Source organism: Silvibacterium dinghuense, assembly GCF_004123295.1.
GTDB classification, from domain to species: Bacteria; Acidobacteriota; Terriglobia; order Terriglobales; family Acidobacteriaceae; genus Silvibacterium; species Silvibacterium dinghuense.
Genome location: NZ_SDMK01000002.1, coordinates 1,093,263 through 1,109,339, shown reverse-complemented (window position 1 = coordinate 1,109,339; position 16,077 = coordinate 1,093,263). Strand labels below are relative to the sequence as shown.

General features: G+C 59.6%; 7 protein-coding genes. 5 read left to right on the top strand and 2 right to left on the bottom strand.

Annotated features, from left to right (window positions below):
* The first annotated feature begins 88 nt into the window (after positions 1–88).
* From ESZ00_RS13780 to ESZ00_RS13765, 4 genes are read left to right on the top strand one after another with little or no spacing between them, the layout of a single operon-like run.
* Positions 89–1,480 (top strand): efflux RND transporter periplasmic adaptor subunit, encoded by a 1,392-nt coding sequence (locus tag ESZ00_RS13780; RefSeq protein ID WP_204520208.1) that lies wholly within the window; start codon positions 89–91, stop codon positions 1,478–1,480.
* Positions 1,477–4,791: an efflux RND transporter permease subunit gene (locus ESZ00_RS13775; RefSeq protein WP_129208823.1), complete on the top strand. Its 3,315-nt coding sequence runs from the start codon at positions 1,477–1,479 to the stop codon at positions 4,789–4,791. The genes ESZ00_RS13780 and ESZ00_RS13775 overlap by 4 nt, the downstream gene beginning before the upstream one ends.
* Positions 4,792–4,793: 2 nt before the next feature.
* Positions 4,794–7,883 (top strand): efflux RND transporter permease subunit, encoded by a 3,090-nt coding sequence (locus ESZ00_RS13770; RefSeq protein WP_129208822.1) that lies wholly within the window; start codon positions 4,794–4,796, stop codon positions 7,881–7,883.
* A 26-nt stretch (positions 7,884–7,909) separates the two neighbouring features.
* Positions 7,910–9,472 carry an efflux transporter outer membrane subunit gene (locus tag ESZ00_RS13765; protein WP_129208821.1) on the top strand — a complete coding sequence of 521 codons (1,563 nt, stop codon included), beginning with the start codon at positions 7,910–7,912 and terminating at the stop codon, positions 9,470–9,472.
* An 82-nt stretch (positions 9,473–9,554) separates the two neighbouring features.
* On the opposite strand, the gene ESZ00_RS13760 is transcribed toward ESZ00_RS13765, so the two are convergent.
* Positions 9,555–11,306 carry a proline--tRNA ligase gene (locus tag ESZ00_RS13760; protein ID WP_129208820.1) on the bottom strand — a complete coding sequence of 584 codons (1,752 nt, stop codon included), beginning with the start codon at positions 11,304–11,306 and terminating at the stop codon, positions 9,555–9,557.
* A gap of 121 nt (positions 11,307–11,427) precedes the next feature.
* A complete protein-coding gene (locus tag ESZ00_RS13755; protein WP_164981514.1) occupies positions 11,428–12,729 on the bottom strand; it encodes a sensor histidine kinase in 1,302 nt (433 codons plus the stop codon).
* 586 nt (positions 12,730–13,315) lie between these two features.
* On the opposite strand from ESZ00_RS13755, the gene ESZ00_RS13750 reads away from it, so the two are divergent.
* Entirely contained in the window at positions 13,316–15,892 is a 2,577-nt protein-coding gene (locus ESZ00_RS13750) for a PBP1A family penicillin-binding protein (protein ID WP_129208818.1), read from the top strand.
* The last annotated feature ends 185 nt before the right edge of the window (positions 15,893–16,077 follow it).

Genomic DNA, 16,077 nt, shown 5'->3' with positions numbered 1-16,077 from the left:
CGGGCGGACGATGCCTCGGCCGTCTGCGCCACCAACAGCAAGATTGAATTCCACCCGCATAGCCTGACGAAGGGTGCACGAAATTACGATGGAACAGAGACCGCCTGAGCCGCCGATTCCTCCTGATCACCAGCTGCCGAAAACCACGAATTCCCACCCAGCGCCGTCTGCGCCCAAGAAGAGCCGGCAGTGGTTATGGGTCATTCTTCTGCTGGTTTTTGCCGGTATTCTTTTTCTCGTCCTGCGTCACAAGGACGACACCAAGAAGCAGGCCTCCGGTGGAGGCCGCCATGGCTTCAGCGGTCCGGTAACGGCGACAGGCGCTCCTGCGAAGCAGGGGGATATCGGGGTTTACCTTGATGCCATCGGCACGGTTACGCCGGTCTACACCGCGACCATCTATAACCAGGTAGCCGGGGTGATCACCGCGGTCCACTACCGCGAAGGCCAGATGGTGCATAAGGGCGATCCCCTCGTCGATATCGATGACCGCCAGTACCGGGCCAATGTCGAGACCGCCGAGGGTACCCTGGCCAAGGATCAGGGTGTGCTTGCACAGGCGCAGATGGACCTGGAGCGTTACCAGAAAGCCTGGGCCGCCAACGCCATTGCCAAGCAGACCCTCGACGACCAGGAAAAGCTTGTCCTCCAGGATCAAGGCACGGTCAAAGCCGATCAGGGGACTCTGGATTACGACAAGGTTCAGGTCGCCTATTGTCATATCGTGGCGCCCTTCACCGGACGCGTTGGCCTCCGCCTGGTCGACCCCGGGAATCTGGTACAGGCCAGCAGCAGCACGGAGCTGGCGGTTGTCACCCAGCTTCAGCCCATCACTGTAGTTTTCACTGTCGCCCAGGACAGCCTTCCCGAAATCCTCACTCACACCGGCAACAAGGCCGGAAGCGCCGGCGGCAAGCTCACCGTCGATGCCTACAATCGTGATTCCAGCCAGAAGCTGGCTACCGGCACGCTGATGGCGATCGATAACCAGATCGACACTACCACCGGCACGGTGAAACTCCGCGCGCAGTTCGACAACCGCGACAATGAGCTGTTCCCGAACCTCTTTGTGAATACGCGGCTACTGGTGACGACGCAGCATGACCAGACGCTGATCCCGGACGCGGCAATCCAGCACAACGGTGACGAAGCCTTTGTTTACGTGCTCGCGCCGATCACGGCTTCGGACAAGGATACCGCGGGGAACAATGAGCAGCAGGCTCCGGCAGCCTCAACCGAGAGCGCCTCGTCCCAGGGCGGCAGCGCCGGTGGAAAGACCGGTAGCCAGAAGCCCGGCTTTACCGCACGCAAGCAGGACGTCAAGGTTGGTATCTCGGACAATGGCGTGACCGCTGTCCAGGGCATTAACCCGGGAGACATGGTAGCCACCAGCAGCTTTGAAAAGCTGCAGCCGGGCTCCAAGGTCATCCTTAGCAAGAAGGCTATTCCCCAGGACACCACCGAGAGCATAACCCCGTGAGTCCTTCCCGCCCATTCATCCTGCGGCCGGTGGCAACGTCCTTGCTGATGGCCGCAATCCTGCTGGCTGGTCTGGTTGCCTTTACGCAGTTGCCGATGTCGGCGCTGCCGGAGGTCGACTATCCGACCATCCAGGTGCTGACCTTTTATCCTGGTGCGAGCCCGGATGTGATGGCTACGACCGTCACCGCTCCGCTCGAGCGCCAGTTCGGTGAAATGCAGGGCCTTAGCCAGATGACCTCGACCAGTTCGGGGGGCGTCTCGGTGGTGGTGCTGCAGTTCAGCCTGTCGTTGAATATCGACGTCGCAGAAGAAGAAGTGCAGGCCGCGATCAATGCCGCGCAGAGCCTTCTGCCCTCACTGCTGCCCGCGCCGCCGGTCTATAGCAAGACCAACCCTGCCGATGCGCCGGTGCTGACCATGGCCATCACCTCGGATTCCATGCCGCTTTCGCAGGTAGAGGATCTGGTGGATACGCGCATGGCGCCCAAGCTCTCGCAGCTCAGTGGTGTCGGCCTGGTTTCGATCAGCGGCGGACAGAAGCCCGCAGTGCGTATTCAGGTCAATCCGACGCAGCTCAACTCGTATGGCCTGAATATGGAGGACGTGCGCACGGCGCTGTCTGAGGCCAGCGTTAACGCGGCCAAGGGCAACTTCGACGGCCCGAATAAAGACTACGAAATTGATTCGAACGACCAGCTGGAGACAGCGGATGACTACAAGGGGGTAGTCATCGCCTACCGTAACGGCGGCCCGATTTTCCTCAAGAATGTCGCGAACGTCGTGAACGGGGTAGAGAACAGCAAGCAGGCTGCCTGGATGAACCAGACTCCGGCTGTTGTGCTCAATATCCAGCGTCAGCCGGGCGCAAACACCATCAATGTCGTAAAGAGCATCAAGAAGCTGATGCCGCAGCTGCAGGCGAATCTGCCCGCGGGCATTCAGGTCACGACGCTCACCGACCTTACGACCGCCATCCAGGCATCGGTCGATGACGTCGAGTTCGAGATGATGCTGACCATCGGGCTGGTGGTGATGGTCATCTTCCTCTTCCTGCGGAATCTGTACGCCACCATCATTCCGTCTGTTGCCGTGCCGCTCTCGCTCGTCGGCACCTTCGCGGTGATGTACATGCTCGGCTACTCGCTCGACAACCTCTCGCTGATGGCGCTCACCATCTCGACGGGCTTCGTCGTCGACGACGCGATCGTGATGATCGAGAACATCTCCCGCTATCTCGAAGAGGGAGACTCTCCGATGCAGGCCGCGCTCAAGGGCGCCGGACAGATCGGCTTTACCATCCTCTCGCTGACGGTCTCGCTGATTGCCGTGCTGATCCCGCTGCTCTTCATGGGCGATGTCGTAGGCCGGCTCTTCCGCGAATTTGCGGTCACGCTGGCGGTCACCATCGTGATCTCGGCGGTAGTCTCGCTGACGCTCACGCCGATGATGTGCTCGCGTATCCTGCGCCATGATCCCAAGGCGCAGGAGGGCCGTTTCTATCAGGCTTCAGAGCGTGTCTTCGAGAACATGATCGCCTTCTATGGACGCACGCTGAAGGTGGTGCTCCGCTACCAGACGCTCACGCTGCTGGTGGCCGTCTGTACGCTCGTTCTCACCGTCGTCCTCTACATCTACATCCCCAAGGGCTTCTTCCCGGTGCAGGATACCGGCGTGATTCAGGGCATCTCGCAGGCGCCGCAGTCCATCTCCTTTGACGCGATGGCCAAGGCGCAGAAGGAACTGGGCCGGATCATCCTCGAAGATCCCGCAGTGGAGAGCCTGTCCTCTTTCATCGGTGCGGATGGAACCAACACCACGCTCAACAGTGGCCGTTTCTCCATCAACCTCAAGCCACTCGATCAGCGCGACCTGAGCGCCTCCGATGTGATTCGCCGTCTGCAGAAGCGGCTGGCGGATGTGCACAATATCAAGCTGTACATGCAGCCGGTACAGAACATCACGGTCGATGACCGTGTCACGCGTACCCAGTACCAGTACACGCTCGAAGACCCAAACAGTACCGAGCTGAACACCTGGACCAATCGCTTTGTCGATAAGCTCAAGCAATTGCCGGATCTCGAAGATGTGGCGACCGATCAGCAGACCGGTGCCAGCGCCGTTTCTCTGATGATCGATCGTGTCACCGCATCGCGCCTCGGCATCGCGCCCAGCACCATCGACAACACGTTGTACGACGCCTATGGTCAGCGACAGATCAGCACGATGTACACGCAGCTGAACCAGTACCATGTCATTCTCGAGGCGATGCCGCAGTTTCAGCAGGATCCGTCGCAGCTGAACAAGCTCTACATTCAGTCCGACGCCTCTTCCGGTACCTCCGGTGCGGGTGCTTCCACCTCGTATTCCTCGTCCGCGTCTTCGTCGGCAGGATCGAACTCTACTACCACGTCGATCGCTTATACGCCGTCGAGCAACGTGCTTACGCCTCCGACCAGCATCATGACGCCTACGACGACGACCAACACATCGACATCGTCCACGGCTCCGAATGCCGTGCCGTTAAGTGTTTTCACGCATGTTTCGCAGGCTACGGAAGCGCTCTCGATCAATCACCAGGGGCAGTTCCCGGCGGTGACAGTTTCTTTCAACCTCGCGCCGGGCGCCTCTCTTGGCACGGCGATCACGGAGATCGACAAGGTCGCTGCCGACATGCATTTCCCGGCGAGCCTGCAGGCTGACTTCCAGGGCACTGCGGCATCGTTCCGCAACTCGCTCTCGAATGAGGCGCTGTTGATCATTGCTGCCCTGGTCGTGGTGTACATCGTGCTCGGAGTGCTCTATGAGAGCTTCATCCATCCGGTCACGATTCTCTCCACCCTGCCCTCGGCTGGTGTCGGAGCTCTTCTCTCGCTCATGCTCTTCCACCAGGACCTGAGCGTCGTTGCTATCATCGGCATCATCCTGCTCATCGGCATTGTGAAGAAGAACGGCATCATGATCGTCGATTTCGCGCTTGAGGCTGAGCGTGAACACGGGCTCGATTCGACCGAGGCGATTTATCAGGCCAGCCTGCTGCGCTTCCGTCCGATCATGATGACCACCATGGCGGCATTGCTCGGCGGCATCCCGCTGGCTTTCGGTACCGGTATCGGTTCCGAGCTGCGCCGTCCGCTCGGCATTTCGATGGTGGGCGGCCTGCTGCTCAGCCAGGTTCTCACGCTTTACACCACGCCGGTCATCTATATCTTCTTCGATCGCCTCGCGCAGAAGCTGAGCGGCAAGCGGGCGAAGAAGAGCGAGCACGCCGGCGCCATGCAGCCGCCGGCCGCGGGTGAGGCGCAGGCCTAGCCATGAATATCTCTGCGCCATTTATCCGGCGCCCCGTGGCCACCACGCTGCTGACCATTGCGGTGGCCATCGCTGGAATCATCGGCTTCACGGTTCTACCGGTTTCGCCGCTGCCGCAGGTGGATTTCCCCACAATCCAGGTGCAGGCCTCGCTTTCCGGAGGCAGTGCCGCGATCATGGCGTCTTCCGTGGCCACGCCGCTAGAGCGTCAGTTCGGGCATATCGCCGGCATTACCGAGATGACGTCGTCCAGCTCTCTGGGCTCGACGAGTCTGGTTCTCCAGTTTGACCTTACGCGCGATATTGATGGCGCCGCACGCGATGTGCAGGCGGCGATCAACGCCGCGCGCACCTATTTGCCCGCTAATCTGCCCGGCAATCCGACTTATCGCAAGGTCAACCCCGCCGATGCTCCGATCATGATCATCGGTCTTACCTCTGATGTGTATGACCGCTCGAAGCTCTACGACGAAGCTTCGACAGTCATGATGCAGAAGCTCTCGCAGATTCAGGGCGTGGGGCAGGTAGTGGTAGGTGGCGGCGCGCTGCCCTCGGTGCGTGTCGAGGCCAATCCCACCCTGCTCAACAGCTATGGCATCACGCTGACGCAGATACAGAGCACCCTGAGCACGGAAAACTCACAGCTGGCACGCGGGCAGATCATCAACGCCGCGAACACGGCCGATATCACCGTCAATGGCCAGATCGGCCATGCCTCGGACTACAAGCCGCTGATTGTCGGCTATAAGAATGGCGCTGCCGTTCATCTGTCAGATGTCGCCGAGGTTGTCGACTCGACCGAGAATATCCGCAATGCCGGCTACCTCAACGGCAAGCTGGCCATCCCGCTCATCATCTTCCGCCAGCCGGGCGCAAACATCATCCAGACAGTCGACCGCATTCGCACGCAGCTGCCGTTTCTGAAGGCGACTATTCCGGCTGGCGTCGACATGACGGTGGTGATGGACCGCACGACGACCATCCGCGCTTCAGTGAATGATGTTGAGCGCAGCCTGATCCTTTCGATCATCCTGGTTGTCGTGGTGGTCTTTGTCTTCCTGCGCAGCCCCCGCGCCACGCTGATTCCCTCGGTGGCTGTGCCGGTTTCGCTCATCGGAACCTTCGCGGTGATGTACCTCTTCGGCTACTCACTCGACAATCTCTCGCTGATGGCCCTCACCATCTCGACCGGCTTCGTCGTCGATGACGCCATTGTGGTGATGGAGAACATCACCCGCCATCTCGAAGATGGCATGGAGCCATTTGAGGCGGCACTCAAAGGTGCAAAGGAGATCAGCTTCACGGTCTTCTCCATCAGCATGTCGCTGGTCGCGGTCTTTATCCCCATTTTGTTGATGGGGGGCATCGTCGGCCGGCTCTTCCGCGAATTTGCAGTTACGCTCTCGACGGCCATCCTGGTGTCGATGATCATTTCGATCACCACCACACCGGCCATGTGCGCGCATCTACTCAGGGCGCATGGAGAGAAGGAACACGGCCGCCTCTATCGCTTCAGCGAAAGCGTCTTTGATGGCATTCTGCACGGCTACCGTGGCAGCCTGCGCTGGGTGCTTCGGAATCCCGGCCTGGTGCTGGTTATCCTCATCATGGTCGTGGGCCTGAATGTCGTCACCCTGATCAAGGTGCCCAAGGGCTTCTTCCCGCAGCAGGATACCGGCGCGCTCGTCGGTGGCGTCCAGGGACCGCAGGATGCTTCGTTCCCGGTGATGGACAACTCCGTGAAAGCGCTGGTGAAGACCATCAAGGCCGATCCTGCCGTGAACAATGTCATCGGCTATGTTGGCAGCGGCAACGGAGGCTTCATCTACGTTGCTCTCAAGCCGCTCGACGAGCGTAAGGTCAGCGCTGAGCAGGTGATCGATCGTCTGCGCCCCAAGTTGAATCGTCTGCCCGTCGCATCGATGTTTCTGCAGGCTGCGCAGGATTTGCGCATCGGCGGACGCAGCTCGAATGCGCTCTACCAGTACACGCTGCAGGCGGACAGTCTCGACGATCTTAAGAAGTGGGCGCCGAAGCTCAAGGAAGAGATCGCCAAGCTGCCGGGCTTGCAGGATGTAAATACGGACTATCAGAATGCAGGCCTGTCCGAGTATCTGACCTATGACCGCGCGACTGCTGCCCGCCTTGGCGCCAGCGCTTCATCGCTCGATAACGATCTGTATGCGGCTTACGGTCAGCAGCTGGTCTCGCTCATCTACACGCAGCTGAACCAGTACTACGTCGTCCTCGAAGTTGCTCCGCAATACTGGCAGTCGCCTGCGGCTCTCAACAAGACGTATATTTACACCGGCGAAGGCATGACGCCCATCTCTGCGATGGTGCATGCGAATACGCAAACGACGCCGATATCCGTGGCACATACAGGCGTGTTTCCGTCGGCCACGATCTCCTTCAATCTTGCTCCCGGTATCTCGATGGGGCAGGCAACGGAGGAGGTGACCGCACTGCAGGACAGGCTGGGTATGCCGGCGACGATTCGCGGTTTCTTCTCCGGATCGCTGCAGGCATTTCAGGCGTCCCTGTCGAGTGAGCCGATGCTCATCATCACCGCGATCCTGGCCGTCTACATCGTCCTTGGCATCCTCTATGAGAGCCTCATCCATCCGTTGACGATTCTCTCCACGCTGCCCTCGGCCAGTATCGGCGCGGTGCTCGCGCTGATGCTCTTCGGCTCCGAACTGGATGTGATTTCGATTATCGGTATCATCCTGCTGATCGGTATCGTGAAGAAGAATGCCATCATGATGATCGACTTTGCGTTGCAGGCCGAGCGGGAGCAGGGCATGAAGACCGAAGATGCGATCTTCGAGGCCTGCATGCTGCGCTTCCGGCCGATTCTGATGACCACGATGGCCGCGCTCTTCGGCGCGCTTCCGCTGGCATTTGGAACCGGTACTGGTTCGGAGCTGCGCCGTCCTCTTGGCATTACGATTGTCGGCGGTCTGATCATGAGCCAGCTGCTGACGCTCTACACCACTCCGGTGGTCTACCTGTTCCTCGACCGTGCCCGGCTTCGCGTGCTCGGAAAGAGCCATGACACCTTCAATCCCGAGGGAGAAGTCGCCTTATGACATCGCCCCGCAAAATGAGACCCAGCATGAATCGCAATGATGCCGCCGGCTCCCTGTTGGCGGGCCTAGCCCGGGTTTGTCGCCCGGCTGCCCGAACGACAGCGGCTGTTGCCGCCACACTTTCGCTCCTGCTCTCCGGTTGTATGCCCGGTCCGAAGTACCAGCGTCCCACCGCGCCTGCCGCTACCGCGCCGGCCTACAAGGAGTCGTCGGCAAACTTCCAGGATGCGGACGGCTGGAAGGTGGCTCGCCCGGAAGACGCCATGCTGAAGGGCAAATGGTGGGAGATCTATCAGCAGCCCGAGTTAAATGCGCTCGAAGAGCAGCTGAATATCAATAATCAGACGATCAAAGAGTATTTTGAGAACCTGATGGCAGCGCGGGCGCTGATCCGCGAGACCAAGGCTCAATACTGGCCGACTGTCACTGTTGGCCCTTCGTGGAGCCGTGCCAAGAGCTCAGGAAACCTCGGCAAGTCGTCCACTGCGAATGCGGGCAGCACCTCTTCTACCTGGGCCATGCCGCTCGATGTCTCCTGGACCCCCGACTTCTTTGGCAAGATTCGCAGCCAGGTACGCGAGGAGCAATATGCCGCGCAGGTTTCGGCGGCCGATCTCGAAAATGAAAAGCTCGTCGAAGAGGCCAGCCTCGCTGAGTACTACTTCGAGCTGCGCGGACAGGATGCGCTGCAGAAGGTGCTGGATGATACCGTCGTCGCGGATCAGAAGGCGCTCGATCTGACCCGCCATCTCTACGAGACTGGGATCGACGATTATTCGACTGTGGTCACCGCCGAGGCTACGCTCAAGGCAGCGCAGTCTTCCCAGTTGAACCTCGGTGTGGCGCGCGCGCAGTACGAGCACGCGATCGCGATGCTCATCGGCAAACCGGCTACGGACTTTGCCATGCCGGTAAAGGGGCTGCTGGCTGCGCCTCCGCCGATTCCGATCGGTCTGCCCTCGCAGCTCCTTCAGCGGCGTCCTGACATCGCTGCTGCGGAGCGCACGCTGGCCGAAGCGAATGCCACAATCGGCATTGGCTACGGGGCATTTTTCCCGGATGTGACACTCTCGGCGGAAGGCGGTTTCGAAGCCTCGCAGTTCCAGCACTGGTTCGATTGGCCGAGCCGCTTCTGGTCGATTGGGCCGTCGCTCTCCGAGACTCTGTTCAACGGCGGAGAGTATCGCGCCGCGCTCCAGCAATATACCGCGATCTATAACGGTGACGTCGCCACCTATCGGCAGACGGTGCTTACCGCCTTCCAGCAGGTGGAGGATTATCTCGCCGCGACCCGTATTCTGTCGCAGCAGGTTATTCGTCAGCAAGAAGCCGTCGATGCCGAGCAGAAGTATCTCGATCTCGAACTGAGCCGTTACCAGAACGGCCTTGATCCCTATATCGACGTGACCACAGCCCAGACCACGCTGCTCTCCGATCAGCAGACACTGGCAACGCTCCAGGTCGATGAATCGGTCGCTTCGATCGAGCTGATTCAGGCTCTCGGCGGTGGTTGGGATGTATCGCAGCTTCCCACGCCGAACCAGCTCAGTGCGAAGCCTGCCAAGACCGATTACGTACGCGAAAAGTAGCCGCAGCAGCAATAAAAGCACGAAGGGCGCCGCAAATCTGCGGCGCCCTTCGTGCTTTTATGAAAATAAGAAATCGTGGCGGTTACGAAATCAGCGTCTTGAGTGTCGCTACTACATCGGCGACAGCCACTTCCTCGCTGGTAGCCTTTGCGCGCGTCACCAGTTCCACCGTGCCCTCGGCAATCTTCTTGCCAACAGTCACGCGATAGGGGATACCGACCAGGTCAGCGTCCTTGAATTTCACGCCAGCGCGTTCATCGCGATCGTCGAGCAGCACGTCGAAGCCCGCGGCCTCAAGCTCCGCAGCGATCTTGGTGCCGGCATCCATCACCGCTTCGTCCTTGATGTTGGTCACCGTCACCACCACCTCGAACGGGGCGATGGACGGCGGCAGCCAGAAGCCGTTCTCATCGTTGTTCTGTTCAATCGACGAGGTGAGGATGCGCTCGATGCCGATGCCGTAGCTGCCCATGATCGGCGTGACTTCCTTGCCGTTCGGGTCGAGCACGCGCGCGCCCATGCTCTCGGAGTACTTGTAGCCGAGCTTGAAGATGTGTCCGATCTCGACCGCCTTCGCGACCTTGAGCGGCGTGCCGCATTGCGGGCAGCCTTCGCCCTCGGCCACGTTGCGAATGTCGGCAAGCACGGTCCATGTGAAGTCGCGCCCCGGCGTGATATTGCGGAAGTGATAGTCGAGCTTGTTCGCGCCACCGACCAGGTTCTTGCGGTTCTCGAGGCCGAGATCGACGATCACGTTCACGCCGCCATCATGCAGGGTCTTCGCGACCTTCAGCCCAATCGGTCCAAGATAACCCGCGGGCCCGGAGAAGTATGTCTCCAGTTCCTCGGCGTTCATGGTACGCAGCTCGCTGGCCCCGGCGACGCCGGTTAGCTTGGTTTCGTTGACGAAGTGATCGCCGCGCAGGAAGGCCACGAGCGGTACCCACTTTGTCTCCTTGCCCTCGCGAATCTCGGCCATGTAGGCGACTGTCTTGATGTCCGAGGCTGGATCGATCTGGAAGAACTCGGCAACGTCAGCAATAGCAGCCTTGCCCGGCGTGTGCACCAGCTCAGGCGTGCCGTCCCCGGTCGGCTCCATCTCGGTCACAGCGCCCAGTTTCGAGGTTGCCTTCTCCATGTTGGCCGCGTAGTGGCAGTTCGGGCAGCTGGCGATCAGGTCCTCACCGGCATCGGTGTAGACCATGAACTCCTGCGACTGCGAGCCGCCCATTGCGCCCGAGTCCGCCTCGACCGCGACGAAAGACAGTCCACAGCGCGAGAAGATCTTGCGATACACCGCATCATGCAAATCGAAGCTCTTGTCGAGCCCGGCTGCGTCGATGTCGAAGGAGTAGCTGTCCTTCATAATGAACTGGCGCACGCGCAAAAGGCCTGACTTTGGCCTGGGCTCGTCACGGAACTTGGTCTGAATCTGGTACCAGATCTGGGGCAGCTGCTTGTAGCTGCGCAGCTCTTTGCGGGCGATGTCCGTCATCACCTCTTCATGCGTCATGCCCAGGCAGAGCCATGCACCCTTGCGGTCCTGCAGGCGAAACATATTCTGCCCCATCGTTGTCCAGCGCCCGCTCTGCTCCCACACGTCCGAGGGCATGATGCCGGGGAGCAGGAACTCCTGCCCGATGGCGTTCATCTCCTCCCGCACGATCCCGATGATCTTCTGGATCGACCGGTTCCCGAAGAACAGGTAGGAGTAGATGCCCGCGCCCAGCTGCCGCACATAGCCGGCACGCAGCAGAAACTTATGGCTGGCGACTTCGGCGTCCGCCGGAGCCTCACGAAGAGTCGGTACAAAAAGCTTGGACCAGCGATGCATGAACGAACAGCTATCTTTCCCGCCGCTGCGAGGAAAATCCTCTCGCAGCAAAACGAATCGTAGAGTCTGGTTGGAGCCTTTATTGTAGCTGCCCGGCTGGATCGCGGGCAGTGCGGAGCCCTTACGAAGCTCTGACCGCCTCGGCAATCATGGGCTCAGGCTTGGCGAGCGTCTCCCGCTCGACCGGGGAGAAGGGAATCCAGATATTGAAGACTGTTCCATGCAGGTGAGACTCTCCCGCGGTGCGCGAGCGGACCAGGATGCATCCCCCATGCCGCTCGACCATCGAGCGAACCAGCCATAATCCCACTCCCGTACCTTCCGGGCCCTTTGTTGTGAAAAACAGCGTGAAGAGCCGTGAACGGTGAGACGGAGCAATGCCGGGACCGGTGTCGGCGATGGTAATCGAATATCCAGCCATACTGCGGCTGCTTCCGGTGCGTGTGCTCCTGGACGTATCTCCCGACATATGAAGATGGCGTGGCTGCGTCCGCACGTATACGGTCCCACCATGACCGAGAGCTGCGGCTGCATTTTGCACCAGATTGATCAGGATTTGGCGTATATCGGCTGCATAGCCTTGGATCGGCATGCCGCGGCGTAGCCGCGTATGCAACTGAATCCCTCGCATCGCCAGATCGGTTCGCTGTAGCTCCAATACGGTGCTGGCCAGTTCTTCGAGGTAAACATCGCTGGGGTTGGGAGAGGGGTCGGGACGAAAGAGCGACAGCATGTTTCCGGCAATGCCATTTGCCCGTTCCAGTTCTGCGCGCGCTGTCTGCAATATCGCCGCCAAATCGGCCGGCAAACGCGGGTCGGTTGCCGCCAGGTAGTTGAGGTTGGCCGCTGTCTCTAGCGGGTTACGGATCTCATGGCTGATTGCGGCGGTCAGGCGTCCGGCCACGGCAAGTTTTTCTGAAGCCACCAGGGTGGTCAGAGCCTGTTCCCGCTCTCGTTGTGTCGTCAGGAGTACTTTCAGGAATTGGCGAATACTCTCTGCGAGCCGTGGAGCCGTGATCGTAAAGAGAATCGCTGTGGGCACCGAAGCCACCGCACAGATGACTTTTACCGTGGCGGAGAGCGGATATACCGGCACCCAGACGGTCACGATCTCCATGATGTGGGTCGCTCCGCAGGCGACGATGAAAGTGCCGAAGGAGAAGAAGATCCAGAGGTAGCTACGGATGGCCGTAACCTGCCTGAGCCGAAAGGCGACCCAGAACAGTCCAGCAAAAATAATGGCGTATGAGGCGCCGATAAGGCCGTCGCTTATCGTATTGGTCCATACCAGGCCGGGGCTGGCCAGGTAGCAGAACCGGTGTGGAACATAGCGTGCAGAAAAGAGCGCGGGAACCGCTCCGGAGCGGATGACGATCGCGGCTGCACAAAGACCGGCCAAGACAGCGGCAAGAAATTTCTTCAATATGTTCACCAGGCCCGGGGCTATCTCTGATAAGGACGTGGGATCGAAGCTTCCGAGCGCTGCCTGCGAGAACAGAGTACACCAGAGTGCCCGATCTTTTATCCGCCCTTCTATCCTCAGATACATTCCGCAGATATATCCCATAATGGGATGAACTTACAGGCAGATGTAACATCCCCGGAGTACTTCGAGAGGAGCAGAGATTTTCGCTAGTGAGCGCTTGCTTTAGCGCTCCACGGGCGAGTTTTCTCGTGCGCATCGTTGCCTGCATGGCTGCTGGAGTCTTCGTAATCTTTCACGGTGCCCGAAGGGTAAAACCCAACCGCTGCCGTTGCAGAAGTGAGCACACCCTTGCGCGAACCTTTTGCTGAGCGCGCACGTATCCTCTCTTTTTTGCATCCGAACCGTCAGAGATTCCAGGTGCAGGCATGGAAATCTCGGCCCAAAGCGGTCCGAATCCGGGTACATTTCCCCTTCTGTCCACGAAGCCGGTGGGAATCGATAGAATGCAGAGAGAGAACATCGCTTGGCAGTAAAAATCAAATTCGCTGCGCCTGGGGCGCAATCCGGAATAGGGAAGTCCTGGTTGACGCGCAGAATTCTTCTTGTTGTGGGAGCAGTCGCCGCCATTTGTATCGTCTTCTTCGGCGTCGTCTTTGCTTTTTACTACCATAAATATCAGCACATTGTGGATGACCGGCTGGCTAAGCCGCTCTTTGCCAACACGGCGAAGATCTATGCTGCGCCCACCGAACTGCGTCCGGGCCAGAAGTACACCGTGCAGTACATCGAGCAGCAGCTGCGCAGCGCCGGCTATTCGATAGACGGCGAAGGCTCGGCCTCGCCGATGGGCACCTTCACCGCCGGTGCGGAAAGCATCACCATCCACCCGGGTCCGCAGTCGTTTCATGCGCCGGACTCGGCCACGGTCACCTTTGACAGCGGAGCGATCAGCCAGATCACCGGCAGCAACGGCCAGCAGCTCGCCGCCTATGAGCTCGAGCCGCTGCTCGTAACAGATCTTTCTGACCAGAATCGCGCCAAGCGGCGCCTGGTGACCTACGACGAGCTTCCCCAGACACTGGTGCATGCGGTCACCTCAATCGAGGACCGCCGCTTCTTCGAGCATGGCGGCGTCGATTACTACAGCATCCTCGGATGGACCTGGCACGATCTTCGCGGCGACCGGCGCTATGCCGGCGGCGCCTCCACGCTGACCATGCAGCTGGCGAAGATTATGTTTCTCTCCCCGGAACGCACTTTTTCGCGCAAGTTCCGCCAGGTGCTCATCACCTTCCAGCTGGAGAACCATTACTCAAAGCAGAAGATCTTCGAGATCTACGCCAACCAGGTTCCCCTGGGACAGCGCGGCAGCTTTTCGATCAACGGTTTTGGCGAAGCCGCGCAGGCTTACTTCGGCAAGGATGTCCGCCAGCTGACACTCCCCGAGTGCGCGCTGCTTGCCGGACTCATCCAGAGTCCGAGCCGCCTCAATCCTTACCGCCATGCCGAGCGGGCGATCTCCCGGCGCAATGTGGTTCTCGACGCAATGGTCGAGACCGGCGCGATCACCAAGACGCAGGCCGAAGAGGCCAAAGCCACACCCTTGCACCTTGTTCCTGGTGCCGTGGATGCCGGCGAAGCCCCGTATTTTGTAGATCTTGTCCGCGATCAGCTCTCTCAGCGGCTCAACGATGCGGATTACAACCAGCAGGGATTGCGTATTTACACCTCGCTCGATCCCGATCTCCAGCGTGCGGCCACCGAGGCCGTGAACGAGGAGATGAAGAATGTCGATGAGCAGGTGGAGCGCCTCCATGAGCGCCGCGTCAAGGCGGGGGATGAATCGCCCATCGTTTATCCGCAGGTGGCGTTGATTGCACTCAATCCTCACACCGGCCAGATTTTGGCTCTTGTCGGGGGCCGCAATTACGGCTCCAGCCAGTACAACCATGCCGTGGCTCATCGTCCAACAGGCTCCATCTTCAAGCCGTTTGTCTTTGCCGCGGCCTTCAATACCAGCCTGGCTGGAGCGCAGCTTACGAACTCGGACGGAGTGAGTGCAACCTTCACGCCGGTGACTACGCTCAACGATGAGCAGACCACCTTTACCTTTGCCGGCAACCAGACCTACACGCCCAAGGATTTCGAAGGCAAATACATGGGTGAGGTGACGGCACGCACGGCACTCGAGTTTTCATTGAATAATGCGACCATCTCTCTGGCAGAGATGGTGGGCTACAACAATGTTGCCTCGCTGGCGCGCGATGCCGGCATCAAGTCCGCTCGCGGCACACCAGCCATGGCGATTGGCGCCTATGACGCCACGCCCCTCGAGATGGCCGGTGCCTACACGGTCTTCGCCAACGGCGGCGTCAAGATCGATCCCTGGATGGTCGCTTCAGTGCGGAATCCCAACGGTGATCCGGTCGCCGATTACACGCCGACGACCAAGCCGATCCTCGATCCCCGTTCGGCTTTCCTGACCACCGCCCTGATGGAAGACGTCATCAACCACGGCACTGCGGCGGGTGTCCGCTTACAGGGTTTCCGGGCTCCGGCTGCAGGCAAGACCGGTACCTCGCATGACGCCTGGTTCGCAGGTTTCACCTCGAATCTGCTCACCATTGTTTGGGTTGGGAATGATGATTATTCGGATATCAAGATCGAAGGCGCGCATGCTGCAGCCCCTATCTGGGCTGACTTCATGAAGCGCGCCATCGCTTTGCCCGAATACTCCGATACCAAGGATTTCGTTCCGCCTTCAGGGGTTACGCAGGTTACGCTCGACAAGGCAACCAACCTGATCGCCGATGCGAGCTGCTCGGAAGCGGACTATACGGCGTACTTTCTCGATGGCACCCAGCCGACAGACACCTGCGACCACGCAAACGGCGATCAGCGGAATATCTTCCAGCGCATTTTTGGTCTTGGAGAGAAACCGGCTGCGCCTCCCAGTACGCCCGGGGCACAGCCTGTGGCCTCTCAGCCGGCCACTCCGGTTCCTGCCGGGCAGCCTCAGCCGGCAGCGCAGGCTCCGGTTCCTGCTGTCGATGACAAGCCGAAAAAGAAGCCTGGTTTCTTCCGCCGCCTCTTTGGCGGAGGGAAAAAGGATAATGACGATCAGAGCAACCAGCCGGCCCAGCCATCTACACCTCAGTAATGGCTGCGGTCCGGACTTACTTCTCATGTAAGTCCCTGATTGCGGGTCACCTCCCAGAAAAGTAATACCAATTCAATAAACCTTGATGACTAACTACTCTGTTACGCGCATACCAACGGGGGACGCGTGGGGAAGCGGTTTCAAGTACCGTGAGCGAGGATGTAAATAATTTGTTGTAGCCGACC